Source organism: Leisingera sp. McT4-56, from assembly GCF_020514995.1.
In the GTDB taxonomy this organism is placed as follows: Bacteria; Pseudomonadota; Alphaproteobacteria; order Rhodobacterales; family Rhodobacteraceae; genus Leisingera; species Leisingera aquaemixtae_A.
Map to the genome: position 1 here is coordinate 22,062 of NZ_JAJALF010000021.1, position 26,644 is coordinate 48,705.

Genomic DNA, 26,644 nt, shown 5'->3' on the forward strand with positions numbered 1-26,644 from the left:
AATGATCTATGCCGCTCTGCAGCGTGCAGGACTGATTTGCCGTTGCAAACTGGACTTATAGCTGCCGACAGGCGCTTCAGGGCAGATTGAGCACGGTCAGGGAAAACAGGTCGGCGGGTTCCAGCAGCAGCTCGAACCCGATCTTGACCGAGACCGACAGAACCAGCAGCGCGAGCAGTACGCGCAGCTGCTCGGCCTTGAGCCTGGCGCCGATCAGAGTGCCCAGCTGGGCGCCCGCAACGCCGCCGATCAGCAGGAACAGTGCCAGCACCACGTCAACCGTGTGGTTGGTCGTGGCATGCATCACCGTGGTGAACCCGGCGACAAAGATGATCTGGAACAGCGAGGTGCCGATCACCACCTTGGTGGGCATGCCGAGGATGTAGATCATCGCTGGCACCATGATGAATCCGCCGCCGACGCCCATGATCGCCGACAGGATGCCAACGCCGAAGCCGACCAGCACGGGCGGGATCACCGAGATATAAAGCCCGGAGGCCTTGAAGCGCATCTTGTAGGGCAGCGCGTGCACCCAGGACCGCTGGCGCCGCTTGTAGGCGGGGGGGCCGCCGGCCTGGCGTGCCCTGCGGATGGCGTTGACGCTTTCGACGAACATCAGCGCGCCGATCACGCCAAGGAACAGCACGTAGCAAAGCTGCACCGCCAGATCGACCTGGCCCAGCTGCTTGAGCCAGTTGAAGACCGCCATCCCCAGCGCGGCGCCCAGAAGCCCGCCGCCCAGCAGCACATAGCCCATCTTCAGATCCACGGTGCGGCGACGGAAATGCGCCATCAGGCCGGACACGGACGAGGCCACCACCTGGTTGGCAGAGGTGGCAACCGCAACCCCCGGCGGGATGCCGATCAGAAACAGCAGCGGCGTGATCAAAAAGCCGCCGCCGACCCCGAACATGCCCGACAGCACGCCCACAGCGCCGCCGATGCCCAAGAGCAGCAGAAAGTTGACCGAGACTTCGGCGATGGGCAGGAACACGTGCATGGGGCCATACAGCAATCAGAACGCAAGGGGTCAACCGGCCAGGCGGCACTGCGGCGGACAGGACCGACAGAGTGTGGTGAACTGGACCTAAGGGCAGGTGCTCTAGCGCCTGCGGGTGAAGGGCATGGCCCTTCGCCTTGGCGGCCTTGGGCCGGGCGCCGCACTGCGTGCGGCGGGAAAGAGGTTCTGCTGAGAGGCCTCTGACGGGCAGGGCTGCCCCTCAGATGGCCATGCCATGCCAATTGTGCTTGCGTCTTTTCCGCGTCAAGGGTGAACGGCGCCTGCGCGCCGCTGCTGCGCGGCCCTTGATCCGGAAAAGACGAAGGGCAGGAAAAAGAAAAGCCCGGCGAGGGGCCGGGCGTTTCAACAGCTGCAGACAGCGCTTAGCGCTCCTTGACGTAGGGCTCGCCGCCGGCCCGGGGCGGGATCGCCTTGCCGACGAAACCGGCCAGGATCACCACCGTCAGCACGTAGGGCAGCGCGTCCATTGCCTGCACCGGGATGGTGATGCCGCCCAGTTCGATGTTCTGAAAGCGCAGCGCGATGGCTTGCAGCAGGCCGAACAGTAGGCAGGCGCCCATCGCGTGCCAGGGCCGCCACTTGGCAAAGATCAGCGCCGCCAGGGCGATGAAGCCGCGCCCGGCGGTCATGTCCTTGACGAAACCCGCTTGCAGCGCGGTGGCCAGGTAGGCGCCCGCAATGCCGCACAACAGACCGCAGATCAGCACCGCCGCGTAGCGCAGGCCGACAACCGAAACCCCGGCAGTATCGACCGCGGCCGGGTTTTCCCCCACCGCGCGCAGGCGCAGGCCAAAGCGGGTGCGAAACAGCACCCACCAGGTGGCAGGCACCGCCAGGAAAGCGATGTAGACCAGGATCGAGTGGCCCGAGAGCAGCTCGGAGTAAATGGGACCCAGCACCGGCACGCTAGAGAGGCTCCCGGCAAACGGCAGGTCGAACGGAGTGAAGCGGCCGCCGCCGATCAGCGAGGGGGTGCGGCCGCCCTGCTGGAACCAGTCCTGGGCGATCAGCACTGTCATGCCCGCCGCCAGGAAGTTGATCGCCACGCCGGAGATCAGCTGGTTGCCGCGGAAGGTGATGGAGGCCACCCCGTGCAGCGCCGCCAGCAGCAGCGACGAACCGATGCCGGCCAGCAGCCCCAGCCAGACATTGCCGGTGACGGCTGCCACAGCGGCGGAGAAGAAGGCGGCCATCAGCATCTTGCCCTCAAGGCCGATGTCGAAAATGCCTGCGCGTTCGGAAAACAGCCCCGCAAGGCAGGCCAGCAGCAAAGGCGTGGCCAGGCGGACGGTGGAATCCAAGAGCTGGATGATCGTCAGGAAATCCATCAGTTCTGCCCCTTCCGCACCGCCAGGAAGATCTTCTCAAGCGGCATCCGCACCATGTTGTCGAGCGCGCCGGTGAACAGGATCACCAGCGCCTGGATCACCACGATCAGCTCCCGCGGGATCGAGGTCCAGAGCGCCAGCTCGGCGCCGCCCTGGTAGAGGAAGCCAAAGAGGATCGCCGCCAGGAACACGCCGAACGGGTGGTTGCGCCCCATCAGCGCCACCGCGATGCCGATGAAACCGGCGCCTTCGGTGGCGTTCAGCACCAGCCGCTCAGCCTCTCCCATCACGTTGTTGATTGCCATCATGCCGGCCAGAGCGCCGGAGATCAGCATCGCGATCATGATGGTGCGGACAGAGGAGATGCCGGCGTAGCGCGCGCCCGGCTCCGATTTGCCCAGGGAGCGGATTTCATAACCCAGCGGCGTGCGCCAGATCAGCAGCCAGACAAACAGGCAGGCGCCGACGGCCACCAGCAGGCTGACGTTGGCGGGGGCGGATTTCGAAAATTCGATCCCGATCGGAGCCAGCAGCTCATGCAGGGACGGCAAGTGCACGGACTCGGGGAAGCGTTCAGTGGCCGGGTCCATGGAGCCCACGGGGCGCAAGAGGTTGACCAGCACATAGTTCAGCACCGCTGCGGCGATGAAGTTGAACATGATGGTGGTGATCACGATGTGGCTGCCGCGCTTGGCCTGCAGATAGGCGGGGATCGCGGCCCAGGCTGCGCCAAAGATCCCGGCGCCGAGCGCCGCAAAGACCAGCGCCAGCGTCCAGTGCGGCCAGGGGATCAGCAGGCAGACCAGCGCCACGCCAAGCCCGCCCAGCATCGCCTGGCCTTCGCCGCCGATGTTGAACAGGCCCGCATGGGCGGCAATCGCCACCGCAAGCCCGGTGAACATGAAATTGGTGGCGTAGTACAGCGTATAGCCCCAGCCATAGGTGGAGCCCAAGGCGCCTTCGACCATCAGCTTGACCGCGGCAACCGGGTCTTCGCCGATCCCGAGGATCACCAGGGCCGACAGGATCGCGGCCAGGATCAGGCTGATCAGCGGAATCAGGACCACATCGGCCCATTTCGGCATCTTGTCCATTTACGCGGCCTCCCCCGCGACACCGGCCATCAAGAGGCCCAGTTCTTTCTCATCGGTCTGATCGGCAGGCCGTTCGCCCATGATCATGCCGTCAAACATCACCGCAACCCGGTCCGCCAGAGACAGGATCTCCTCCAGCTCGACCGAGACCAGCAGGATCGCCTTGCCCTGGTCGCGCAGTTCGACGATCTGCTTGTGAATGAATTCGATGGCGCCGATGTCGACGCCGCGGGTCGGCTGGCCGACCAGCAAGAGGTCGGGGTTGCGCTCGATCTCGCGCGCCACGACGATTTTCTGCTGGTTGCCGCCGGAGAAGTTCTTGGCCGCCAGCCAGGGATCAGGCGGGCGTACGTCGAACTTTTCCATCTTGGCCTCGGTATCTGCGCGCAACGCTGCGTTGTTCATCAGAATACCGTTCTGATAGGCGGCGTCGCGGTGATAGCCGAAGGCCACGTTCTCCCAGGCGTGGAAGTCCATGATCAGGCCCTCGCGCTGGCGGTCCTCCGGCACATGGCCGATATGGGCGGCGCGCCGCGCGGCGGCATCCGAGCCCTGGCCGTGCAGGGGCAGGGGCGTGCCATGCAGCTTGATGCTACCGGTGCCGGGGCGCATGCCGCCCAGAACCTCCAAGAGCTCCGACTGGCCATTGCCGGCCACACCGGCGATGCCGACGATCTCGCCTGCGCGCACGGTCAGGTCGATGCCCTTGACGCGCTCGACGCCGGCGCTGTCCACCACCCGCAGGTTCTCGATCTCCAGAATCGGGGCGCCGGGCTGGGCCGGAATCTTGTCAACGCGCAGCAGCACCTTGCGGCCCACCATCAGCTCTGCCAGGTGCTCGGGGCTGGTCTCGGCGGTCTTGACGGTGGCGGTCATCTGGCCGCGGCGCATGACGGAGACCGTGTCGGTGTATTCCATGATCTCCCGCAGCTTGTGGGTGATCAGGATGATGGTCTTTCCTTCGGCGCGCAGCCGGTCGAGGATGCGGAACAGCTGATCGGCCTCGGAGGGCGTCAGCACGCCGGTTGGCTCATCCAGGATCAGGATCTCAGCCTTTCGGTAAAGCGCCTTGAGGATCTCCACCCGCTGCTGCATGCCGACGCCGATCTCGTCGATGCGGGCGTCGGGGTCCACGAACAGCTCGTATTCCTCCTCCAGCGCCTTCAGCTCCTTGCGGGCGCGGCGCAGCGAGGGCATCAGCATGCCGCTGTCCTCGGCCCCCAGCACGATGTTTTCCAGCACGGAGAAATTCTCCACCAGCTTGAAGTGCTGGAACACCATGCCGATGCCCGCGGCAATCGCTGCCTGGCTGTCCGGGATCGCGGTCTTCTTGCCCTTGATCCAGATCTCGCCGCTGTCGGCCTTGTAAAACCCATAGAGGATCGACATCAGCGTCGACTTGCCTGCACCGTTTTCACCGATGATGCCGTGAATGGTGCCGGGGGCGACGCTGATGGAAATGTCCTTGTTAGCCTGGACCGGGCCAAAGGCCTTGGAAATGCCTTTGAGTTCGATGGCGGGGGCGGTCAATCGGGCTCTCCCATGCCTGTGAATCCGATCAGCCGCACCACCTTGCCGTCTTTCAGATCGGCAAAATACTGGCCGCGCACCATGCGCTGGCCGTCTTTTTCGAAATCCACCGTGGCGCGCGCATGGCCGTGGTGTTCCGAGACGGCAACGACCCTGGCTGCGGCGCCCGGCATCATCGCGCTGAACTGCGCGATATAGTCCAGGTAGGCGTCGCGCCCGGAGATGGGGGTAGGGGTGTTGGGATCGGAGTAGTAAAAACCGGGCCCGATGGCCGCGTCCGTCTTTTCGGCGCGGGCTTCGGGCGATGGGTCGCCCCAGGCCGCAAACAGAATGTGAATAGAATCCGTCATGGCCTGGGGCTTTCTCTTTAGAAGCTCAGCGCAGGGCAGCTGTCGTCGGACATGTAGTCATGCACCTTGATCTCGCCCGAGGCGATCTTGGCGGCAGCGTCGTCCACCGCGGACTGCATCTCGGCAGAGACCAGCGATGCGTTGTGCTCGTCCATGGCATAGCCGACACCGCCGTTGGACAGGCCCATGACCGAGAAGCCGGTCTCCATGTCCGCGCCGTCGGAGAAGGCCTCGAACACGGCGTTGCCGACGTTCTTGGTCATCGAGGTCAGCACCTGGCCCGGATGCAGGTGGTTCTGGTTGCTGTCCACACCGATCGACAGGATGCCTTCGTCGGCTGCGGTCTGCAGCACGCCCACACCGGTGCCGCCGGCCGCGGCATAAACCACGTCCGCGCCCTGGCTGATCTGCGCCTTGGTCAGCTCCGAGCCCTTGACCGGGTCGTTCCAAGCCGCCGGGGTGGTGCCGGTCATGTTGGCGATGACCTTGGCATCCGGGTTGGCTGCGCTGACGCCCTGGGCATAGCCGCAGGCGAACTTGCGGATCAGCGGGATGTCCATGCCGCCGATGAAGCCGACGGTGTTCGACTTGGACGCCATCGCCGCCATCATGCCGACCAGATAGGAGCCTTCGTGTTCATTGAAGACAACAGAGCGCACGTTGTCGCCCTCAACCACCATGTCGATGATGGTGAATTTGGTGTCCGGGTAATCGGCAGCCACCTGGCCCAGGGCATCGGCGAAGGCAAAGCCCACCATCACGATCGGGTTGGCGCCGGCCTCGGCAAAGCGGCGCAGGGCCTGCTCGCGCTGGGCTTCGGACTGCAGTTCGATCTCGCGGTAGGTTTCGCCGGTCTCTTCAGCCCAGCGCTGGGCGCCGCCATGCGCGGCTTCGTTGAAGCTCTTGTCGAACTTGCCGCCCAGATCGAAGATCAGCGCCGGTTCCGCCAGCGCGGCACCTGCGGTCAGGGCCAGCGACGCGGCTGCGCCCATCAGCGGTTTCATCAGGGTCATCAGGTTAACTCCCACTGTCATTTTTGTTGGATGCAGCGGGGGTTTTCCGCTGCCCGGCCCCGTTCAGGCCTTAGAGGGTGCGGCAATTTAGCCTGCAGGGCAGGGAGGGGGTCAACCGCTTTTTGACCAAATGGTGCGAAATCCGCGCAACTGGCCTAGCGTAAAGCTTTTCTCATCAGGATTGCATCCGCGGCTTTTGCGTCCTGGCGGCGGTAATATCCCGCCCGGCGCCCGCATTCCGCGAATCCGCAGGCGCGGTACAGCGCCTGTGCGGGCGCGTTGTCGGCGGCCACTTCCAGGAACACCTCGGCGGCGCCGCGCGCGCGGGCGGCTGATTCCCATTCTGCCATGCAGGCGCGGGCCAGCCCCTTGCGCTGATGGGCCGGATCTGTGGCGATGGTCAGCAGCTCGGCCTCATCCGCAATCACCCGCACCAGAGCAAAACAGCGGGCGCTGCCGGCGGCAAAGACCAGCGGGCTGTCGAGAAGGCCGGCAAATTCTGCTGCCGACCAGGGCCGCGACTGGGTGAAGGCCGCGGCATGGGTGGCGGCCATTGTTTCCGGTGTCAGCGGATCACTCATCAATCAGCGCCGGCGGCACGTCGCTGGAGGGCGCCGCATCAGCTGCGCGCAGGTACAGCGGCGCAGGCGGCTCTGTGACAGTTTGAAACCGCTCCGCAGCGATGCGCGCTATGGCTTCGGCGATCCCGGCGGGGCTTGCTTCGGGCGCACAGGCCAGCCCGGCGTCGCGGGCGGCGTCCTCGGCCTCCTGGCGCGGCATCAGACGCGGTGCCTGCCCGGGAAGGGCGGCATAGACCTGATCGCGCGGTGCAGGCACCGCGGGCAGGGTGCCTTCGGCGGCGCGGGCCTCAAAACCGTCCACGCCCACAACTGGCACCTCCAGCCCCAGCGCCAGCCCGCGGGCGGCGGAAACCGCAATGCGGATGCCGGTGAAATTGCCGGGGCCGATGCCCACGCCGATGGCGTCGAGGCCGGCCCAGGCGGCACCGCCCTCCGCCAGCACCTCTTCCAAGAGCGGCACCAGCCGTTCGGCCTGTCCGCGGGACATCTCTTCCAGCCGGGAGGCCAGTACGGTCTCCCCGCGCAGCAAAGCGGCCGCGCAATGCGCGGCCGATGTGTCAAATCCCAGAACCAGCGGTTCGGAAGCCATCAGATGTCCTTTCGTAACCGGTCAGACGGCAACCGGACGCACCTCGGTGACTTCCGGGATGTAGTGGCGCAGCAGGTTCTCGATGCCCATTTTCAGGGTCAAGGTCGAGGACGGGCAGCCGGCGCAGGCGCCCTGCATGTGCAGGTAGACAACACCGCGGTCAAAGCCGTGGAAGGTGATGTCGCCGCCGTCCTGGGCCACCGCCGGGCGCACCCGGCTGTCCAGCAGCTCCTTGATCTGGTTGACGATCTCGGCGTCCTCGCCGGAATGCTCGGCATGGCCCGAAGCCGGGTCAGCAGTGCCATCCGCCATCACCGGCTGGCCGGACTGGTAGTGTTCCATCACTGCACCCAGGATGGCGGGTTTGATGTGGTCCCACTCGACGCCCTCTGCCTTGGTGACGGTCACGAAGTCGTTGCCGAAGAACACGCCAGTCACGCCCTCGACCGCAAAGATACGGGAGGCCAGCGGCGATTTGCCGGCGGCGTCTGCGCTGGGGAAGTCAGCGGTGCCCACCTCCAGAACGGTCTGGCCCGGCAGGAATTTCAGCGTCGCCGGGTTGGGCGTGGATTCAGTCTGAATGAACATGTCGGGTCTCCGTTAAGCGTGCCCCCGATATGCGCCCTGTGGCCCGCCAAGTCAAGATTTGGAACGATTCTAAATCACAGCGCCTGCCGCGTGGTCCAGCGCCTGCTCCAGCCGGTCATCGCCCCAGAACAATTCCGCACCGCTGGTGAAGCTGGGCGCGCCGAAAATGCCCGCTGCAATGGCCTCGTTGGTCTGCGCCCTCAATGCCGATTTGATTGCGGAGTTTTGCGTGCACTGCATCAGCGCCGCATCAAGGCCGCTCTGGCGCAGACAGTCCTTCAGAATGGCTTCGCGTGCAATATCCGCGCCCGCGCCGAACTGCGCCTGAAACACCGTTTTGGCGAAAGCTTCAATGCGGTCCTCTTCGGCCGCAGCCAAGGCCAGACGCGCTGCCATCAGCCCGTTCTGGGGAAACACCTGCGGGCGGCAGAAGGGCAGGCCGCGAGCCGCGCAGGTCCGCTCCATGTCGCGCCACATGTAGCGCCCCTTGGCCGGGTAGATATTGAAAGGAGAAGTGTCCCAGCCCTGGGCGGCAAAGATCGGGCCCAACAGAAACGGCTTCCAGGTCACAGCAACATTGCGGGCGGCGGCCAGTTCGCCGATGCGCATCACACTGAGATAGGAATAGCTGGAGGCGAATTCGAACCAGAATGTAATCCTGCCGGTCATCGCCTCTGCCATGCCCTTCAATCAGGTGATTGCTTCCAGCTTTTCCTTGCTGAGATCGCCGGGCACGATGGTGATCGGCACCGGCAGGGTGCCGGAGTTCTTGGTCAGCTGGGTGACCAGCGGCCCCGGCCCCTTGCGGCCGGTGCCCGCACCCAGCACCAGCACGCCGATTTCCGGGTCGCCCTCGATATAGTCGAGGATCTCCGGCACCGGTTCGCCTTCGCGGATCACCAGCTCAGGGTCAACGTTCTGGCGGTCGCGCATCCATTTGGCAAATACCTCGAAATGGGCGTGGATCCGTTCGCGGGCTTCCTCCCGCATCACTTCGCCGACGCCGATCCAGTGGTTGAATTCATCCGGCGGGATGACCGACAGGATGATGACGCCCGCACCGGTATGCGCCGCCCGCATTGCGGCAAAGCGCATGGCGTTCAGGCATTCGCGGCTATCGTCCAGGACCACAAGGAATTTGCGCATCTTCGCTCTCTCGTTGTTGCACCGCGGATCATGGCGCAAGCCGGGCCATCAGGCAAGAGAGCCAAAAGCCGCCATAGGGTTACGGCATCTGGCCCTATCGCTGGCGGTGCAAACGGTGCCGGGGCCGGAAGTTAGGTCCGGCCAGCGGCCCAGTCCCAGTAGAGGTCCCGCACCCGCTTGGCGACCGGGCCGGCCTGATAGCGGCAGCTGTCAAAAGCGGTGACAGGGGTTACTTTGCTCATATTGCCGGAGAGGAAGACCTCGTCGGCCTCCTCGAAATCCTGATAGCCCAGCACGCATTCATGCACGGTGATGCCGTCGGCGCGCATGTTGCTGATGTGGCGGGCGCGGGTGATCCCGGCCAGGAAGGTGCCGTTGGGGATCGGGGTGAAGACCTCGCCGTCGCGGACCATGAAGACATTGGTGGTGGCGGTTTCGGCGACATTGCCCATGGCGTCCAGCACCAGCGCGTTGCTGAACCCCTTGCTGCGCGCCTCCCGCAGCATCCGGGCGTTGTTGGGGTAAAGGCAGCCCGCCTTGGCATTCACCACCGCGCTCTCCAGCACCGGGCGGCGGAAGCGGGTGCGGGTCAGCGTGGCTGAGGCCTCAGGAGCTGCCATTGGGATTTCCTCCAGGCAGATGGCGAACCGGGTGCTGCCGGCGTCGGGGGCAATCAGCGTCTCGTCGCCATCGGCGGCCCAGTACATCGGCCGGATATAGACCGCGGCGCCGGGGGCAAAGCCCTGCAGGCCTTCGCGGATGATTTCCACCATCTGCTCAACCGTGTGCGTGGGCGTCATCATCAACGCCTCTGCCGAGGCATTGGTGCGGGCGCAATGCAGATCCAGGTCCGGCGTCATGCCGTCAAACAGCCGTGCGCCGTCGAACACCGACGAGCCAAGCCACATCGCATGGTCCGCAGCCCGCATCACCGCCGGGTTGCCATCCTGCCAACTGCCGTTGAAGTAAGTGCGGATTGTGCGGCCCACAGCCATGGTTCTGCCTCCCTGTGCTTGCCGCAAGGGTAGGCAGAGGAAGGTCAGAGGTCCAGACCTAACATCGCTCGCCAATGCCGGCGATACGGCGTCGGTGGAGCATGTTTTCTGTTTTGTTGCAACGGCTTGCCATGTTGTTGGACGGAAATTGACGTCGCGTCCATTAAGTCAGCATGTCTGACCAATTGTTTCGCGCGCGAAACATTCAGGCAGCGTTTCTGACCTACTCAACCTCCGCGAGCAAAGCCTGCAAGTCCAGGGCCTCCGTGCCCATGGCGAGGCTGCCGTCCGATGCACGCGGCCACTCCGCCTCCGGCCGGTCGCGGTACAGCTCTACTCCGTTGCCGTCCGGGTCGTGCAGATAGATGGCCTCGGAGACGCCGTGGTCGGCTGCGCCCTCCAGCGCGATGCCTGCGTCCAGCACCCGGCGCAGCACCGCGGCCAGGCTCTTGCGGTCCGGCAGCAGGATGGCGGTATGGTAGAGGCCGGTCATGTTGGGCGCCGGGGCAGGGCCGCCGCGCGACTGCCAGGTGTTGAGGCCGATATGGTGGTGATAGCCGCCAGCTGACAGGAAGGCGGCAGAGCTGCCCAGCCGCTGGGTCACGTCAAAGCCCAGGATGCCGCTGTAGAATCCGATCGCCCGCTCCAGGTCTGATACCTTGAGGTGGACATGGCCGATGCCGGTGCCTGCGGGAAGTGTTGCTGTGCCGGTGCTCATTGCAGCCTCCATCTGTCTGTTGCTGCAAAGATGGGGGCCAGGCGTTGAAGATGCCATTCCGCAGCGCCGCACCTTTTCCCTGTGGATTTGCACAGCCTGGCGGTGCAGCACGGCCAGCGCGCCGCCAGGCGCGCCGGTCCCAACCGGGCCTGCGCATCTGAGATGCGCTGATGCCCGGGCGGGAGTTATCCCGTTGAATGTCAGGTGGTCGGTTTCAATCCGGCCTTGGCCAGCACGGTAGAGGCGGCCTGTTCCCAGCGCGCCTTCAGCTCCGCATTCGGGGTGCGGCGCAGGCCCATGGACTTGAGGCCTTCGAACTTTTGCGAGGTCTCCGAGCCGAAGCTGGCAGCGACCCGCGGCCACCAGTAGTTCGTCAGTTCCTGCAGGGCATCGGCGCCTTGCGCCTCCACCAGCACCATCAGCCCTTCCTCCGCCAGTTCGGCATGATGCGCCTCGATGGGCTGGATGGCGCGGAACGCCTCGGCCAGCGGCTGGTAGGAGACGTGGCTCAGCTCTTCCAGCTGCACGGTGACGGCGGCGCCCATGAGCAGGTTCATCACCACCGCATCCGCCCAGCCTTCCAGCGGGTAGTTGAACACGGCCAGCCGCATGTCGTGCTTGGTGCGGGTCTGGCCGATGTCGGCGTCCCGCTCCAGCCGCGCGGTCCAGGGGTGGTGGTCGGCATAACGCTCTGTATCGGCGCCGAAATCGCCCATGATGCGCAGCACCTTTTCGGCGCTGTCGGATTTTTCCAGCACGATCTTGGCGGCGGCGATGCGTGCCTTGATGCCCGGCCCTTCGTTGATGATGTCGGCAAAGCCGGCAGCACCCGCCAGTTCGCTGTCGACGAAGGTTGCCATCATCTTCATCAGCTCGGCGCGGTAGCGCGGCGGCACGTTGGACGGGTTGCTCAGCACACCACCCTGGGCCAGATAGCTTGCGATGCTCATCTCGTCAGTCATGATCTTTCCTCCCTCGCGCAGGCATTACTGGTCGTAATCGACCACGACGTTATCGGTCACCGGATAGGCCTGGCAGGACAGCACATAGCCTTTTTCGACTTCGTAGTCCTCCAGCGCGTGGTTGGCGACCATTTCGACCTCGCCCTCCAGCACCTTGCAGCGGCAGGTGGAGCAGACGCCTGCCTTGCACGCATAGGGCGCGTCCATGGCGTTCTCCAGCGCCGCGTCCAAGAGGGTCATGTCCTTGCCCATATCGATGGTCTGGGTGGCGCCGTCCAGGGTGATCGCTGCCCTGGTCTGGTTGGCGCTGGTGCCTGCGTCGCTTGCGGCGGCCTTGCGCTTGGCGCGGCCCGGCTGGGCGGAGGCGAAGAGTTCGAACTTGATCTGGCTGTCGGTGAGGCCCGCAGTGCGCAGCGCCGCGGCGATGCCCAGCATCATCGGCTCCGGGCCGCAGATGAAGGCGGTGTCGACCGACTGGATGTCGATCCAGTGCTCGAACAGCTGGGCGCATTTCTCCTGCGTGACCAGGCCGGTGAACAGGTCGATTTCCTGTGCATCCGATTCCAGCACATGGATGACATTGAACCGGCCCATGTAGAGGTTTTTCAGATCCTCCAGCTCCTCGCGGAACATGATCGTGTTCACGCCCTTGTTGGCGTAGACCAGCGTGAAGGAAGATTTGGGCTCGGCGTCCAGCGTGGTCTTGAGGATCGACAGGACGGGCGTGATGCCGGAGCCGCCGGCAAAGCCCAGGTAGTGCTTTTCCGCCGTGCCGTCGAGCGGGGTGAAGAAGGTCCCCATCGGCGCCATCGCCTGCAGGGTGTCGCCGGCCTTGAGCTCAGTGTTGGCCCAGGTCGAAAATGCGCCGCCGTCGACGCGCTTGATGCCGACCTGCAGGACGCCTTCGTTCTTGCCCGCGCAGATCGAGTAGCTGCGGCGCAGTTCCTCGCCGTCAAAGTCGCGGCGGAAGGTCAGGTACTGGCCTTGGGTGAAATCGAACTCAGCAGCCGCGCCGTTCACGGGCTTCAGGGTGACAACCACCGCATCGCGGATGGTCTTGCGGACGTCGGTGACTTCAAGGTCGTGAAAGCGCGCCATCAGGGTCTCCTTAGATGCACTTGAAATAATCAAAGGGTTCCAGGCAGTCCTGGCAGCGCCAGTGGGCCTTGCAGGGGGTCGAGCCGAACTGGCTGACCTTGGTGAGATTCTTGCTGCCGCAGTGCGGGCATTTTTCGGGGCCGCCTGCGGGCTGGGGCGGGGCGATACCGAAGCCCTCCAGCTTGGTGCGGCCCTTGTCGGACAGCCAGTCGGTGGTCCAGGCAGGAGAGATCTGGGTTTTGAGTTTCAGATCCTTGATGCCGTGGCCGCGCAGGGCGGTTTCGATGTCCATGTTGATCACCGAAGTGGCCGGGCAGCCGGAGTAGGTCGGGGTGACGGTGACCACCAGGGTCTCGCCCTCCCAGGCCACATCTCGGATTATGCCAAGATCCACCAGCGAGATCACCGGGATCTCCGGGTCCGGCACAGCGTCGAGCCATTCCCAGATCTGGTCAATGCTTGGCTGAGTTGTCACTTGGCTCATGCGGTTACCCTCATTGGCTGTTCTGCCCGGCAGCATGCCGGGCAACACCCGTCCTGCCGCCTGGGAGGCGGGAGTTTCCCGCCCGCCCTGCCGGAAGGGCGATGCCCTCAGTTCCTTGGCCGCGGCCTTACCACTTTGCGCCCGGATAGGCGCGCTGCAGCCATTGCATCTGAGTCAGCAGATGGCCCAGGTGCTCAGTATGCATCGCTCCGGTGCGGCCGCCCTTGTGGGCAAAGCTGCTCTCCGGAATGGTCAGCGTCGCGTCGCCCAGGATGCGGGAGACCAGCGCGTCATATTCCTCGCGCAGGGAGGCTGGATCGGGGGCGATGCCCGCCTTCACCATCTCGGCGTCGACCTCGTCGGACTGGAACATCTCGCCGACGTAGGGCCACAGGTAATCCAGCGCCTCCTGCATCCGGCGGCGGCTTTCCTCTGTGCCGTCGCCCAGGCCCACCACGGTGTCGGCGGAACGCTCCAGGTGATAGGCAACCTCTTTCGAGGCCTTTTCGGCAATCGCGGCAACCCGCTCGTCCGAGGATTTCATCAGCCGGCCCAGCTGGATCGAGTGCCAGGCATCGAACAGGAACTGGCGCATCAGGGTGCGGCCGAAGTCGCCGTTCGGAACCTCGCACAACAGCACGTTGCGGAAATCCCAGGCGTCGCGCAGGAAGGCGAGGTCGTCGGCGGTTTTGCTGCCGCCCTGCACCTCGCCCGCGAGGCCCAGCCACATTTGGGTCTGCCCGATCAGGTCGAGCGCGGTATTGGCCAGCGCGATGTCCTCTTCCAGCACCGGCGCGTGGCCGCACCATTCGCTGACCCGGTGGCCGAGGACCAAGGTGTTGTCCCCCATCCGCAGCAGAAACTGGGAAAATGCGTCTTCGCGGGTCATTACATCGCCCCCACTTCTTCGGGGATGTCGAAGAAGGTCGGGTGGCGGTAGACTTTGGACTCCGACGGCTCATACAGCGGGCCCTTGTCGCTGGGCGAGGAGGCGGCGATGTGGTTGGCTTCCACCACCCAGATCGAGACGCCTTCGTTGCGGCGGGTATAAACGTCGCGGGCGTTCTTGATCGCCATTTCAGCGTCGGGCGCATGCAGGGAGCCGACGTGGCGGTGGCTCATGCCGTGCTGGCCGCGGATAAAGATTTCCCAGAGGGGCCATTCGTTTTTCATGTCTCAAATCCTCCTGGCTGAGGGGGCGCTGCGCGTCGGGCGGAGCGCCGGAATGCTTCGGTTTACTCGGCGGCGTGCTGGCGCGCGGCTTTCTTTTTGGCGTGGGCAAGCAGGCCGTCACGGACCCAGGCGCCGTCGTCCCAGGCCTTGTTGCGGGCGGCCAGGCGGTCGACGTTGCAGGGGCCGTTGCCCTTGATCACCTCGAAGAACTCCGACCAGTCCGGGTCGCTGTAGTCGTAGTGGCCGCGCTCTTCGTTCCACTTGATGGTGGGATCCGGCAGGTCGAGGCCGAGGAATTCGATCTGCGGCACCGTCTGGTCGACGAATTTCTGGCGCAGCTCGTCGTTGGTGTTGATCTTGATCTTCCAGGCCATGCTTTGCGCGGAGTGGACCGAGTCCTTGTCGGACGGGCCGAACATCATCAGCGCCGGGAACCAAAGGCGGTTGACCGCATCCTGCGCCATTTTCTTCTGCGCGGGCGTGCCCTCGGCCATCTTGCGGATGGCGTCGAACCCCTGGCGGGCATGGAAGCTCTCTTCCTTGCAGATGCGGATCATCGCGCGGGAATAGGGGCCGAAGCTAGTCCGCTGCAGCGGCACCTGGTTCATGATCGCCGCGCCGTCAACCAGCCAGCCCACCGCGCCGATGTCGGCCCAGTTCAGCGTCGGGTAGTTGAAGATCGACGAATACTTCATGCGCCCGTCGAGCAGCATTTCGGTGAGCTCGTCGCGCGAAACGCCCATGGTTTCCGCCGCACAGTAGAGGTAGAGGCCGTGGCCCGCCTCGTCCTGCACCTTGGCGAGCAGGATCGCCTTGCGTTCCAGCGTGGGGGCACGGGTGATCCAGTTGCCTTCGGGCAGCTGGCCGACGATTTCCGAGTGGGCGTGCTGGCCGATCTGGCGGATCAGCGTCTTGCGGTAGCCTTCGGGCATCCAGTCCTTGGGCTCGATCTTCTCGCCCGCGTCGATGCGCGCCTGGAAGGCGGCCAGTTTTTCGGGATCGTCCTGGGTCGCTTCGGATTGGACCATCTGAGCATACATGTCTGGGACCTCCTCAGGTTTTCGTTAAATGCGTTCCAAGATCAGGGCGGTGCCCTGTCCGACGCCGACGCACATGGTGCACAGGGCATAACGCCCGCCGGTGCGCTGCAATTGGTAGGCGGCGGTCAGCACCAGCCGCGCCCCGGACATGCCGAGCGGGTGACCCAGTGCAATTGCACCGCCGTTGGGATTAACATGGGGCGCATCATCCGGAAGGCCAAGCTCGCGCAGGGTGGCGAGGCCTTGCGAGGCAAACGCCTCGTTCAGCTCGATCACGTCCATCTGGCCGATGGTCAGGCCGGTGCGGGCCAGCACCTTGCTGGTGGCGGGCACCGGGCCGATGCCCATGATGCGCGGCTCGACGCCGGCGGCGGCCATGCCGACGATGCGGGCCATCGGTTTCAGGCCGTTTTTCGCGGCCGCAGCCTCATTCGCCATCAGGATCGCCGCGGCGCCGTCGTTGACGCCGGAGGCATTGCCTGCGGTCACGCTCTTGTCCGGGCCGTTGACACCCTTGAGGCCTGACAGCATCTCTGCCGAGGTGCCGGGGCGGGGGTGTTCGTCGGTGTCGACCACCAGATCATCGCCCTTGCGCTGCGGGATAGTGACCGGGGTGATTTCGTCCTTGAAGATGCCGGCCTCATGCGCGGCGGCCCAGCGGGCCTGGCTGCGGGCGGCAAAGGCGTCCTGATCCTCGCGGGAGACGCCGTAATCCTCTGCCACGTTGTCGGCGGTCTGCGGCATCGAGTCGGTGCCGTACATCTCGTGCATCTTCTTGTTCACGAAGCGCCAGCCGATGGTGGTGTCATAGACCGCATTGGCGCGGGTGAAGGCGCTGGTGGCCTTGGGCATAACGAAGGGCGCGCGCGACATGCTTTCGACACCGCCGGCGATGGCCATGTCATAGTCGCCTGCCTTGATGCCGCGGGACGCCATGCCGACCGCATCCATGCCGGAGGCGCAGAGGCGGTTGATGGTGGTGCCGGGCACTGAGGTCGGCAGGCCCGCCAGCAGTGCCGCCATGCGGGCCACGTTGCGGTTGCTTTCACCCGCCTGGTTGGCATCGCCCAGGATCACGTCATCCAGGCTGCCCCAGTCAACGTCCGGGTTGCGCGCGGCTAGCGCGGCAATCGGTAGAGCGGCAAGGTCATCGGTCCGCACCTGGCTCAGCGCGCCGCCGTAGCGGCCGATCGGGGTGCGGGTGGCATCGCAGATGAAAGCATCCATGGGTGTTCGCGTCTCCTGTGGCGGCGGCAGGAAAAGCCGACCGTTGGGTCGGTATTACGCTGGAAGATGATTCGCAGCAAGTGAAATGTAACGTGAAAAATGTTTGATTGAAAAATCTGTAACGAATTGGTGTGGCAGAGCGTGGGCCGGCCGGTTCAGACAGGGCGTTTGATCTGGCGGCGCCTTCAGCAGCGCCAGGCTCAACTAAAAAATTATTGCAGGAACGGCCGGTAAAGGCGGGAAGAGACGGGCCGGCCTTGGGGCGCCCTATCAGGCCCGGTATTGCAGGACAGTGTTGGGGTAATTGGCCTGTCCGATGCTGAAATGGGTCTGGCCTGCCTGCTCAAACCCGTTCCGCAGATAGAACGAGATCGCGCGCGCGTTATCCGAATTGCTGGTGAGCCAGGGTGCGTCCCAGCCGTTTGACCGGCAGAGTTGAAGCCCGGCCTGCAGCAGGCGGAGGCCGGTGCCATGCCCGTGGTGCCTGGGCTGAACATAGAGTGTTGCGATCTCGGTGCAGGACGCCCCGCCGGCTGGGCTTGGCCGTCCGTGCGCGAGCCGGATGTAGCCATCGATGCCGTCCCGGTTCTGCGAGACCAGCAGGCGCTCGGCCGGGTTGTCCAGGGCCTCTGCAAAATGCGCCGGGGTATAGCGGCTGAGCACATAGTCTGCGAAATGCCCGCTGACTCCGTTGCGCAGGTAGGTGCCTGTCCAAACTTCGATCGACAGGGCAGCGAGGCTGGTGCAGTCGCCTGCGGCGGCGGGGCGGATCGCGGTTTGCAGCATGGGTCTGGTCATGAAAGCCAAAAGGAATAAGAAAAACACGCGCCATAGTCAGGCAGCGGGCGCTGGGGTCAAGAAGATCTCCTCGCTAAAATTGCTTCACTTGTTTATTAATGGGGTGGCACTGAGCGGGAGGCGCCGATGAACATTCTCTATATCATGTTCGACCAGTTGCGGTTCGACTATCTGAGCTGCGCGGGCCATCCGCATCTGCAAACACCACACATTGACGGGCTGGCCGCCAAGGGGGTGCGCTTCACCCGTGCCTATGTGCAGTCGCCCACTTGCGGCTCGTCGCGGATGTCGAGCTATACCGGGCGCTATCCCTCCAGCCACGGGGTGCAGTTCAACAGCTACCCCTTGCGGGTAGGCGAGTGGACAATGGGCGACCATCTGCGCAAGGTGGGGATGGGCTGCCATCTGATCGGCAAGACCCATATGGTGGCAGATGCTGAAGGGATGCGGCGGCTGGGGCTGGCGCCGGACAGCGTGATCGGCGTGCGCCAGTCGGAATGCGGGTTCGATCCGTGGGTGCGCGACGACGGGCTGTGGGCGGAAGGGCCGGATGGTTTTTACGACAGCAAGCGCAGCCCCTATAATGAATACCTGAAGGAAAAGGGCTATCCGGGTGAAAACCCGTGGAACGACTTTGCCAATGCCGGGATTGACGGTGATGACATTGCCTCCGGCTGGTTCATGGTCAACGCGGACAAGCCTGCCAATATCGCCGAAGAAGACAGCGAAACACCCTGGCTGACCACCAAGGTAATGGAGTTTATCGCGCAGGCGGAAGGCCCCTGGTGCGCGCATCTGAGCTATATCAAGCCCCACTGGCCGTACATCGTGCCTGCGCCCTATCACGATATGTACGGGCCAGAGCATGTGCTGCCGGTGGTGCGTTCCGAAGCGGAACGGGAAAACGCACATCCCGTCTTTGATGGCATGATGAACAACCAGATCGGCAAAACTTTCAGCCGTGACGAGGTACGGGAAAAGGTAATCCCCGCCTATATGGGGCTGATCAAGCAGGCGGATGACCAGATGGGGCGGCTGTTTGCCTGGCTGGAGGAAACCGGCCGGATGCGGGACACGATGATCGTGGTGACCTCGGACCATGGCGATTATCTGGGCGATCACTGGCTGGGAGAGAAAAACCTGTTCCACGAGCCTTCAATCAAGGTGCCGCTGATCATCTATGACCCGCGTGCGGAGGTTGATGCGACACGCGGCACCACCTGCGACGAACTGGTGGAGGCGATTGACCTCCTGCCCACTTTCCTGGAAGTGGCAGGTGGCGAACCGGCGCCGCATATCCTGGAGGGGCGCTCGCTTATGCCGTTCCTGCGCGGCGAAAGCCCGGATTGGCGCGACTATGCGATTGCCGAGTTCGACTATTCCACCATGCCGCTGTGCGAAAAACTGGGGCTGGCGCCGAAGGACGCGCGGCTGTTCATGGTCACCGACAAAAGCTGGAAATTCATGCATGCCGAAGGCGGGCTGCGGCCGATGCTGTTCGACGTGGAAAACGACCCGGAGGAACTGGTGGACCTCGCCAAGGGCGATGCGCATCAGGAGGTCATCGATCTCATGTATGACCGGCTGTTGGAATGGGGCCTCAGGATGTCGCAGCGGATCACCCTGTCGGATGCGCAGATCAAGGCGCGGCGCGGCAAGTCCGGGCGCAAGGGGATCCTGCTGGGGGTTTATGAAGCGGATGAGGTGGCGCAGGAGCTGACGGAGAAGTACCGCGGTCCCGTGCCCCGGTAATCGTCCTGCTCATTCACCTTTGCGCAAATACTCCGGGGGAGCCCGCAGGGCGGGGGCAGCGCCCCCCCCCCTCCAGTCCGCGTTGCCAAGCAGCGGAGGGGCGCATAAATTGGCGGCAAACGCATCAAAGGCGGCGCAATGGCAGGGCAGACGGAACAGGTTCTGAACGCAATCCTTGAGGATATCGAGGCCGGAAGGCTGGTGCCCGGCGCGCCGCTTGAGGAAAGCGAGCTGGTGGAGCGGCACGGGGTCTCGCGGACGCCGGTGCGGGAGGCTTTTATCCAGCTGGAGGCGATCGGGCTGATCAAGCGGCTGCCGCGCAAGGGGGCGGTGCTGTTCAAGCCGACGCTGGAGGAATTCCTGGCAATCCTGGAAGTGCATGCCCGGCTGGAGGGGCAGGCGGCGGCGCTGGCCGCGCGGCGGCTGTCGCCGGCGCAGGCCTGGGAACTGGAGGCGGCGGTGGCCGCCTGCGAGAAACACGCTGCGGAGAAGGGGGACGGCGATGCGGCCGGTTACTACCAGCTGAACCTGCGGTTTCATGCCTGTGTGGCAGAAGGCTCCGGCAATCCGTTCCTGGTCGAAATGATTAAGACCAACGCGCGCAAGCTGATGGCCTATTACCGGGCGCGCTACAAGTATCCCGGCGTTATAGCGCAGTCAGCCGAGGAACACCGGGAGATCGCTGCGCTGATCCTTGCTCATGACCGGGAAGCGGCAGAGGCGGCGATGACCGCGCATGTGCAGTTCGACCAAGTCACGGTGATGGATCTGCTGGCGGCGCTTGGCTGAAAGGATGCTGAACGGGGCCTGACGGCCCCGTGCCTCCCCTCTCGGCGGCATAGAAGCCTGCCGGGCAGCGTGGCGAGTAATTTTGGGAAAGATGAATTCTCAGGCGATGGCTTGTTCGAAGAAGCGCGCGAGGCTTTCCGCAAAGGCTTGCTGATCGGACTGCTCTTCCAGGCTGTCTAGGGCGCGGGCATAAACAGCCGGGCCGAGTTCGTCCCGCATTTCATCGCACAGCGCGATAATGAATTCGTGGGTCATCTCCGGGTGGTGCTGGGTGGTGAAGATATTCCGGGCCAAGGTGAAGCCTGTGTTCATGCCACCCCTTTCGCTCATCGGGGTTGCGCCGTCCGGCAGGGTGCGGACGCATTCGCAATGGGAGCCGTAGAGTTTGACTTCATCGGGCAGCGGAGCGGCCCATTCCGGGCGGTGGAGCAGCTGGTTGCGGGTCAGCCCATGGACCCAGCCGTCCGGGTTGCGGTCAATGCTGCCGCCAAGGGCCATTGCAATGGCCTGGTGGCCGAAGCAGGCGCCGAACAGCGGGAATTGCCTGGAGTGGGTGGCGTGGATCAGCTCCAGCAACTGCGTGACCCAGGGCGCGCCGGAGCGGACGGACGCCGGGCTGCCGGTGATCATCGCGCCGTCGAACTCAAACAGATCCTGCGGGAAGTCCCCGTCCTTCACGGAAAACACCGTGGTGCGCCAGCCCGGCCGGGCCATCTGGATCAGATCGGTGAATTTCTCGCCGTCCTTGGGGTGCCTTTGGGCGAATTCGCTTTCGTCAGTGTTGGTCATCAGAATGGCCAAGTGCATGGGAATGCTCGCAAGATTTTCATTTACATATTTATGATCACTATTAATATACATTGTGCAAGCAAATTAGGAAAGCCCGCAATGACAGTTTGGACCCCCACGGACGACGGCTTTGCGGATCTGAGCAGCCACGACACCTTTGCCCATGGCGCGCCGCACAACACCTTTGCGCGTCTGCGGCGGGAGGACCCGCTGCATTGGACCGAATACGCGGGCGGCAAGAACTTCTGGTCGGTGACCCGCTATGAGGACATCACGGTGATGAACAAGAACGCCGAGGTGTTTTCGTCTGCCCGCGGGATCCGGATGGAGGATCAGACCTACGAGGAGTATCTGGCGCGGCGCACCTTCCAGGAGACCGATCCGCCGGAGCATTCCAAAGTGCGGATGAAACTCCTGAAGGCATTTTCCAAGACCACGATGGCGCAGTATGAGCAGGATATCCGCGACCTCTGCGCGGATATTCTGGATCAGGCGCTGGCCAAGGAGGAATTCGACGCCACCAAGGAGATCGCCCGCCAGTTGCCGATGCGGATGCTCGGTCGGGTGGTGGGCCTGCCGGAGGCGGACTTGCCTTGGCTGGTGGAAAAAGGCGATGCGCTGATCGCCAATACCGATCCGGATTTCACCTCGCATGTGCTGGACAAGATGCAGACAGATGAGTTCCGGATGATGCCGTTCAACTCTCCTGCCGGGGCGGAACTGTACATCTACGCCAAGGAGCTGATGGAGGAAAAGGCGCGCAAGGGCGACACCTCCGGTGTGCTGAACCTGATCCTGGAACCGGCCAAGGACGGCTCGGTGATCACCGAGACCGAGTTCCGCAATTTCTTCTGCCTGCTGGTGGCGGCGGGCAATGACACCACGCGGTATTCGATCGCCGCCGGCATCCAAGCGATGTGCCATCAGCCGGAGCTGCTGGTGCAGATGCAGGAGGGCGGTGCGGTCTGGGACACCGCGGCGGATGAGATCATCCGCTGGGCGACGCCCGCGCTCTACTTCCGCCGGACCGCGACGCGGGATGTGGAAATGCATGGCAAGACCATCTGCGAGGGCGACAAAGTGCTGTACTGGTTTGTCTCGGCCAACCGGGACGAGTCGCAGTTCGACGATCCATTTCACGTGAATCTGCACCGCAGCCCGAACCGGCATCTGTCATTCGGCCAGTTCGGCCCGCATGTCTGCCTGGGCATGTGGCTGGCGCGGCTGGAGGTTACGGTGCTGTTTCAGGAACTGGCCAAGCGGATCCGGCATATCAAGGCTGCCGGGCCGCACAAGTTCCTGCGCTCCAACTTTGTTGGCGGCATCAAGGAGCTGCCGGTGCGGGTCGAGGCAGTGTAGCGGCGGGGCTTTTCTGCAGGAAAGACTCTGCCAATACCGCTAAATATGTTAAGTATTAGGGCACGGAAAAACGATGCCGTAGACTGTCCAACAGGGAAGGACCTTGAGCCATGAAAACCCGGCTGCGCGCGATGTTCTGCGATCACCTCAGCATTATGCGGGGGAAGTATCTGCCGAACTCCAAGATCGGTGACGGCAGCACGCGTTTCTGCCGGTCGGTCTTTGGCACCCACTATGACAAGGACCTGCTGGACGCGCCGGGTGCGATGGTCAAGCAGGGCCTGCCCGATATGGAGCTGAGATGGCTGCATGACGATATCCGGGACAGCTGGCATGCTTCGACCCAGGTGGTGCTGGGCGATCTTTATGATGACGAGGGCCAGCCGCTGGCGCTGTGCCCGCGCTGGGCGCTGAAGCGGGCGGTCGCGGATTGGCAAAAGCACGGGCTGACACCCAAAGTCGGGATCGAGCTGGAAGCCTTTGCGCTGCAGGCGGACGACCGCGGGCGGCTGATGCCCTATGATGCGCCCGGCGGGGTGGTCTATGGCACCGGGCCTTTTGCCGACCCGTTGCGGTTCAATGACCGGATCTGGGCGATGGCGGACGATATGGGCTTCTCGCTCGACATGATCACCGCCGAGTTCGACAGCCCGCAGTTCGAATACACGCTGACCTTTGACGATGCGGTGAAGGCGGTGGATGACATCGTGCTGTTCCGCCTGATGGCGCGGGAAGTGGCGCTGGAATACGGCATTGTCCTGACGTTCATGCCGAAACCCATTGCCGAGGCCGGCGGCTCTGGCATGCACATCAACTTCTCCTTTTTGGATGAGGCGGGCGGCAATGCGCTCTCGTCCGGGCCGCGCGGCGGGCCTGCGCATATGAACGATCTGGCGCGCGGCTGCCTGGCGGGGCTGCTGCACCATCACAAGGGGCTTGCGGGGCTGATCGCACCGACCGCCAACAGCTACATGCGGCTGCAGCCGGGCTCATTGTCGGGGTACTGGCAGAACTGGGGCGGGGATCATCGCAACGTGACCACGCGGATCAGCTCTGAGGGCGGCGCAAAGGCAAGGCTGGAGCACCGGATGGCGGATGCCTCGGCCAATCCCTACACCGCGGTGGCGGCTGTGCTGCAGGCGGCGCGGCTGGGAGTGGAGAACGGCCGCCAGCTGCCGCCGATGGAGACCGGCGACGGGTTCGACCGCACCGATGCGCGCGAAGGCACCGCAGTGGACCTGAAGGGGGCGGTCGCCGACCTGGAGAAAGACACCGTGCTGACGGAGGCGGTCGGGCCGGAGCTGGTGGCCAGCCACGTCTTCATGAAACGCAAGGAAGTGCGCAAGACCCGTGATCTGGAAGGGGATGGGATGCGCGATTTCTACGTGCATTTCATCTGATCGCCCGCAGGCGAGGCATATGCAAGTGACCTGGAGGCTGCCGGGCGGCAAGGCTGTCACGGCAACGGTGGATTATGGCCAGAGCTTGATGGAGGCTGCGCTGGCAAATGATGTGCCGGGCGTGGCGGGGGAGTGCGGCGGCAGTCTCGCCTGTGCGACGTGCCACGTTTACGTGGACCCGGCATGGGCCGCAAAATGCGGTGAGGCAGGGGAGTTCGAAGGCGCCATGCTGGATCTGGCGGAGCACCGGCGGGAGACAAGCCGCCTGAGCTGCCAGCTAGAGACGCATCCGGATCTGGACGGGCTGGTTCTGGAAGTGCCCGCAAGCTGAGGTTTCTGGCTGCGCGGAGGCAGTTGAACAGGCGTGGCCGCGAAAGCTGCACCTTATTCCGTATCGCGACACCGCGCCGCGTCAGTGGCGCCGCCGAAAGTGCGGACCCGAAGCATGTGCCTCGGGCCCGCCATGGTATCAGGCGGCGCCTGGTGCAGGCGTCAGCTCACCGCCGCAAAACCTGCGTCGAGCGCCGTCAGGATTGTGGCGGCCTCCGCCTCGCTCAGCACCAGCGGCGGGGAGAGGATGATGTTGGGGCCGGACACCCGCACCATGGCGCCGGCCTCATAAGCCACCTCTTGCAGCTTGCCGATGGTCTTTTTGTCAACCGCGGCCTTGGTGGCACGGTCGGAAACCAGTTCCAGCGCGCACATCAGGCCGTGGCCGCCGCGGACGTCGCCGATCAGCTGGTATTTCTTCTGCATCGCCAGCAGGCCCTGGTGGATCTGGCTGCCGCGGGCGGCAGCGTTTTCCGGCACGTTCAGGCGCTGGGTCTCTGCAAGGCAGGCTAGGGCGGCGGCAGCGCCGACCGGGTGGCCCGAATAGGTGTAGCCGTGGCCGATGGCGGCCTTGCCGGTGGTATCCTTTTCGAAGGTTTCGGTCATGTGGTCCGCGATCATCACTGCGCCAAAGGGGAAGTATCCATTGGTGATGGCCTTGGCTGTCGCCATCATGTCGGGCTGCACGCCCCAGTGGCGAGAGCCGCTCCACGATCCGGTGCGGCCGAAAGCGGTGATCACCTCATCGGCGATCAGGAGAATGCCGTGTTTCGAGCAGATCTCGCGCACGCCGGGCATGAAGCTTTTGTGCGGCGGGATCACCCCGCCTGCACCCAGAACCGGCTCCATGATGAAGGCGGCGATGGTGCCCGCGCCCTGGAAGGCGATTTCATCCTCCAGCGCCTGCAGGCAGAGCTGGGCAAGGCGTTCCGGATCGGTCTCGTTGAACGGGTTGCGGTAGGTGTAGGGCGCCGGGATGTGGTGGCAGCCGGGCAGGAGCGGTTCGTACTGGGTGCGGAAGTTCGCATTGCCGTTCACCGAAGCACCGCCCATGTGGGTTCCGTGGTAGCCCTTCTTGAGGCTCAGGAACTTGGTGCGGCCTTCCTCGCCGCGGATCTTGTGGTACTGGCGTGCGAGCCGCAGGGCGCTTTCCACCGAATCCGAGCCGCCAGAGGTGAAGAAGGCGCGGGTGAGCCCGTCGGGTGCAAAGAACTTGCGAAGCTCCTCGGCCAGCTGGATCACCTGGTCGTTGGTGGTGCCGCGGAAGGTGGAGTAGTACGGCAGCACATCAAGCTGCGCGGCGATGGCATCCTTTACCGGCTGGCAGGAAAAGCCGAGGTTCACGTTCCACAGGCCGCCAACAGCATCGACAACTTCATGCCCGTCAATGTCTGTGATCTTCACCCCCTGGGCCGAGGTGATGATGGCGGGCGGGTTGGCCAGGCTGTCGCCGGGATGCGCCATCGGGTGCCAGAGGGATTTGGCATTGTGTTCTTTCAGAAAGTTGGAGTCTTTCATGGGGGCAGCTCCTGGATGCGGCCCGGTCCGGGCCGGTGAAAGGGTTCAGGCGGTTTCTTCCTGCGGATAGTCCGGGGGGGCAGAGCCGCCGATGCGATGGGTGAGAGTGGCACCCGCGCGGCGCAGGGCCTCCGGGATCAGCTGTTTCTGTTCTGCGCTCATGCGGGAAACCGGCGCGGCAACCGCCAGAGCGCCGATCACCTTGCGGTCCGGGCCGAAGACGGGAACCGCGTGGGAATGCACATCCGCCTCGAAGCCTCCGATGGACTGGGCAATGCCGGTGCTGCGGATCTCACCCAGCTGGGCGCGGATTTCCTGCGGGTCGGTGATTGTTTCGGGGGTACGGGCCTCAAGCGGCTGCGACAGCACCTCCTCGGCGAAGGCCGGGTCGGCATAAGCCAGCACCGCCATGCCGGAACTGGTGCCGTGGAATGTCAGCACCTCGGCGTCCTCCATCATCACCTTGGTGGCATTGCGGGGGGAGTAGGCATGCGACAGCGAGTTCAGCTGGCTGCCCTGCAGCAGCGACAAGTGGGTGGTCTCGCCGGTTTCGTCGCTAAGGTCACGCAGCACACGGCGGGAGACCGAGAGAATCGGTACCGCCGCCTCGCGCAGGGCTGCGAGGCGCAGAACCTGCGGGCCGAGCCGGTAGGAGCGGTCAGCGCCGGCCTGTTCGACAAAGCCTGATTCCTGCAGCTCGCTCATCAGCCGGTAGACCGTTGCCTTGTTCATGCCAGACAGTCGCGTGAGATCGCTGAGCCCGATTTCGGTCCGGCCGTGATTGAAATATGTCAGTAACGACAAGGCTTTGGATACCGTTCCCATGCGCTTGCCCATGCTCCCTGTTTGGTCTTGCCGGGTGGCGTCTCCGGAAAAAGACGCACCCGCGATGCAATTTTGTTGACAGATAACGGGGCGGCCTGTCAATCTAAATTCAAACCAATGGTTCGAATAATGAACCAAATGGCAAAA

29 protein-coding genes are annotated in these 26,644 nt (G+C 64.2%); 5 read left to right on the plus strand and 24 right to left on the minus strand.

What is annotated here, in order from left to right; genetic code table 11:
• Nucleotides 1-76: 76 nt before the first annotated feature.
• The 21 genes from LHL23_RS18810 to LHL23_RS18910 all read right to left on the minus strand — a co-directional run bounded on the left by LHL23_RS18810 (nt 77) and on the right by LHL23_RS18910 (nt 17,735).
• Nucleotides 77-1,000, minus strand: coding sequence for a sulfite exporter TauE/SafE family protein (locus tag LHL23_RS18810; RefSeq protein ID WP_226431072.1), 924 nt, complete (start codon nt 998-1,000; stop codon nt 77-79).
• Between the two features lie 383 nt (nt 1,001-1,383).
• Nucleotides 1,384-2,349 carry an ABC transporter permease gene (locus LHL23_RS18815; RefSeq protein WP_226431073.1) on the minus strand — a complete coding sequence of 322 codons (966 nt, stop codon included), beginning with the start codon at nt 2,347-2,349 and terminating at the stop codon, nt 1,384-1,386.
• Nucleotides 2,349-3,443 (minus strand): ABC transporter permease, encoded by a 1,095-nt coding sequence (locus LHL23_RS18820; RefSeq protein ID WP_222479579.1) that lies wholly within the window; start codon nt 3,441-3,443, stop codon nt 2,349-2,351. The genes LHL23_RS18815 and LHL23_RS18820 overlap by 1 nt, the downstream gene beginning before the upstream one ends.
• Complete coding sequence (locus tag LHL23_RS18825) at nt 3,444-4,973, minus strand: ABC transporter ATP-binding protein (RefSeq protein ID WP_226431074.1); 1,530 nt, start codon at nt 4,971-4,973, stop codon at nt 3,444-3,446. It lies immediately after the preceding gene.
• On the minus strand, nt 4,970-5,323 hold the full coding sequence (locus LHL23_RS18830; RefSeq protein WP_226431075.1) for a nuclear transport factor 2 family protein: 354 nt from the start codon (nt 5,321-5,323) through the stop codon (nt 4,970-4,972). The genes LHL23_RS18825 and LHL23_RS18830 overlap by 4 nt, the downstream gene beginning before the upstream one ends.
• 17 nt (nt 5,324-5,340) lie before the next feature.
• Nucleotides 5,341-6,336, minus strand: a complete 996-nt coding sequence (locus LHL23_RS18835; protein ID WP_222479586.1) for a BMP family lipoprotein — start codon at nt 6,334-6,336, stop codon at nt 5,341-5,343.
• 155 nt (nt 6,337-6,491) lie between these two features.
• Complete coding sequence (locus tag LHL23_RS18840) at nt 6,492-6,917, minus strand: GNAT family N-acetyltransferase (RefSeq protein WP_226431076.1); 426 nt, start codon at nt 6,915-6,917, stop codon at nt 6,492-6,494.
• Nucleotides 6,910-7,506, minus strand: a complete 597-nt coding sequence (tsaB, locus tag LHL23_RS18845; RefSeq protein WP_226431077.1) for a tRNA (adenosine(37)-N6)-threonylcarbamoyltransferase complex dimerization subunit type 1 TsaB — start codon at nt 7,504-7,506, stop codon at nt 6,910-6,912. The genes LHL23_RS18840 and tsaB overlap by 8 nt, the downstream gene beginning before the upstream one ends.
• Nucleotides 7,507-7,527: 21 nt before the next feature.
• Nucleotides 7,528-8,094 (minus strand): NifU family protein, encoded by a 567-nt coding sequence (locus LHL23_RS18850; protein WP_222479590.1) that lies wholly within the window; start codon nt 8,092-8,094, stop codon nt 7,528-7,530.
• Between the two features lie 69 nt (nt 8,095-8,163).
• Nucleotides 8,164-8,763, minus strand: a complete 600-nt coding sequence (locus LHL23_RS18855) for a 2-hydroxychromene-2-carboxylate isomerase (RefSeq protein WP_226431078.1) — start codon at nt 8,761-8,763, stop codon at nt 8,164-8,166.
• Nucleotides 8,764-8,784: 21 nt separating this feature from the next.
• Complete coding sequence (locus tag LHL23_RS18860) at nt 8,785-9,240, minus strand: universal stress protein (RefSeq protein ID WP_222479594.1); 456 nt, start codon at nt 9,238-9,240, stop codon at nt 8,785-8,787.
• 131 nt (nt 9,241-9,371) lie between these two features.
• Nucleotides 9,372-10,235, minus strand: a complete 864-nt coding sequence (locus LHL23_RS18865) for a branched-chain amino acid aminotransferase (RefSeq protein ID WP_226431079.1) — start codon at nt 10,233-10,235, stop codon at nt 9,372-9,374.
• 223 nt (nt 10,236-10,458) lie between these two features.
• On the minus strand, nt 10,459-10,953 hold the full coding sequence (locus LHL23_RS18870) for a VOC family protein (RefSeq protein ID WP_226431080.1): 495 nt from the start codon (nt 10,951-10,953) through the stop codon (nt 10,459-10,461).
• A gap of 200 nt (nt 10,954-11,153) precedes the next feature.
• Nucleotides 11,154-11,915, minus strand: coding sequence for a Phenylacetic acid catabolic protein (locus LHL23_RS18875; protein WP_226431081.1), 762 nt, complete (start codon nt 11,913-11,915; stop codon nt 11,154-11,156).
• A gap of 24 nt (nt 11,916-11,939) precedes the next feature.
• Complete coding sequence (gene paaE, locus LHL23_RS18880; protein ID WP_226431082.1) at nt 11,940-13,013, minus strand: 1,2-phenylacetyl-CoA epoxidase subunit PaaE; 1,074 nt, start codon at nt 13,011-13,013, stop codon at nt 11,940-11,942.
• A 10-nt stretch (nt 13,014-13,023) separates the two neighbouring features.
• Nucleotides 13,024-13,497: a 1,2-phenylacetyl-CoA epoxidase subunit PaaD gene (paaD, locus tag LHL23_RS18885; RefSeq protein ID WP_226431083.1), complete on the minus strand. Its 474-nt coding sequence runs from the start codon at nt 13,495-13,497 to the stop codon at nt 13,024-13,026.
• Between the two features lie 127 nt (nt 13,498-13,624).
• Nucleotides 13,625-14,386, minus strand: coding sequence for a 1,2-phenylacetyl-CoA epoxidase subunit PaaC (paaC, locus tag LHL23_RS18890; RefSeq protein WP_222479607.1), 762 nt, complete (start codon nt 14,384-14,386; stop codon nt 13,625-13,627).
• Nucleotides 14,386-14,670 (minus strand): 1,2-phenylacetyl-CoA epoxidase subunit PaaB, encoded by a 285-nt coding sequence (gene paaB, locus LHL23_RS18895; protein WP_008557866.1) that lies wholly within the window; start codon nt 14,668-14,670, stop codon nt 14,386-14,388. Before paaB ends, paaC begins: the two co-directional genes overlap by 1 nt.
• Before the next feature lie 62 nt (nt 14,671-14,732).
• Entirely contained in the window at nt 14,733-15,710 is a 978-nt protein-coding gene (paaA, locus tag LHL23_RS18900; RefSeq protein WP_222479609.1) for a 1,2-phenylacetyl-CoA epoxidase subunit PaaA, read from the minus strand.
• A 24-nt stretch (nt 15,711-15,734) separates the two neighbouring features.
• Nucleotides 15,735-16,937, minus strand: a complete 1,203-nt coding sequence (pcaF, locus tag LHL23_RS18905) for a 3-oxoadipyl-CoA thiolase (RefSeq protein ID WP_226431084.1) — start codon at nt 16,935-16,937, stop codon at nt 15,735-15,737.
• A 270-nt stretch (nt 16,938-17,207) separates the two neighbouring features.
• Complete coding sequence (locus tag LHL23_RS18910; RefSeq protein WP_226431085.1) at nt 17,208-17,735, minus strand: GNAT family N-acetyltransferase; 528 nt, start codon at nt 17,733-17,735, stop codon at nt 17,208-17,210.
• A gap of 126 nt (nt 17,736-17,861) precedes the next feature.
• On the opposite strand from LHL23_RS18910, the gene LHL23_RS18915 reads away from it, so the two are divergent.
• Nucleotides 17,862-19,487, plus strand: coding sequence for a sulfatase-like hydrolase/transferase (locus tag LHL23_RS18915; RefSeq protein ID WP_226431086.1), 1,626 nt, complete (start codon nt 17,862-17,864; stop codon nt 19,485-19,487).
• 138 nt (nt 19,488-19,625) lie between these two features.
• Nucleotides 19,626-20,276: a GntR family transcriptional regulator gene (locus LHL23_RS18920; RefSeq protein ID WP_226431087.1), complete on the plus strand. Its 651-nt coding sequence runs from the start codon at nt 19,626-19,628 to the stop codon at nt 20,274-20,276.
• A gap of 99 nt (nt 20,277-20,375) precedes the next feature.
• Here the strand turns inward: LHL23_RS18920 and LHL23_RS18925 are convergent, their stop codons facing one another.
• Nucleotides 20,376-21,083 carry a type 1 glutamine amidotransferase gene (locus tag LHL23_RS18925; protein ID WP_226431088.1) on the minus strand — a complete coding sequence of 236 codons (708 nt, stop codon included), beginning with the start codon at nt 21,081-21,083 and terminating at the stop codon, nt 20,376-20,378.
• An 81-nt stretch (nt 21,084-21,164) separates the two neighbouring features.
• On the opposite strand from LHL23_RS18925, the gene LHL23_RS18930 reads away from it, so the two are divergent.
• The 3 genes from LHL23_RS18930 (at nt 21,165) to LHL23_RS18940 (ending at nt 24,155) form a co-directional block, all read left to right on the plus strand.
• Nucleotides 21,165-22,424: a cytochrome P450 gene (locus LHL23_RS18930; RefSeq protein ID WP_226431089.1), complete on the plus strand. Its 1,260-nt coding sequence runs from the start codon at nt 21,165-21,167 to the stop codon at nt 22,422-22,424.
• 110 nt (nt 22,425-22,534) lie between these two features.
• The gene (locus tag LHL23_RS18935) at nt 22,535-23,824 is read left to right on the plus strand and encodes a glutamine synthetase family protein (RefSeq protein ID WP_226431090.1); all 1,290 of its coding nucleotides are present in this window, start codon (nt 22,535-22,537) and stop codon (nt 23,822-23,824) included.
• Nucleotides 23,825-23,843: 19 nt separating this feature from the next.
• Nucleotides 23,844-24,155, plus strand: coding sequence for a 2Fe-2S iron-sulfur cluster-binding protein (locus LHL23_RS18940; protein WP_222479625.1), 312 nt, complete (start codon nt 23,844-23,846; stop codon nt 24,153-24,155).
• A gap of 161 nt (nt 24,156-24,316) precedes the next feature.
• Here the strand turns inward: LHL23_RS18940 and LHL23_RS18945 are convergent, their stop codons facing one another.
• Entirely contained in the window at nt 24,317-25,672 is a 1,356-nt protein-coding gene (locus LHL23_RS18945) for an aspartate aminotransferase family protein (RefSeq protein ID WP_222479627.1), read from the minus strand.
• Nucleotides 25,673-25,717: 45 nt separating this feature from the next.
• The gene (locus tag LHL23_RS18950) at nt 25,718-26,497 is read right to left on the minus strand and encodes an IclR family transcriptional regulator (RefSeq protein WP_226431091.1); all 780 of its coding nucleotides are present in this window, start codon (nt 26,495-26,497) and stop codon (nt 25,718-25,720) included.
• Between the last annotated feature and the right edge of the window lie 147 nt (nt 26,498-26,644).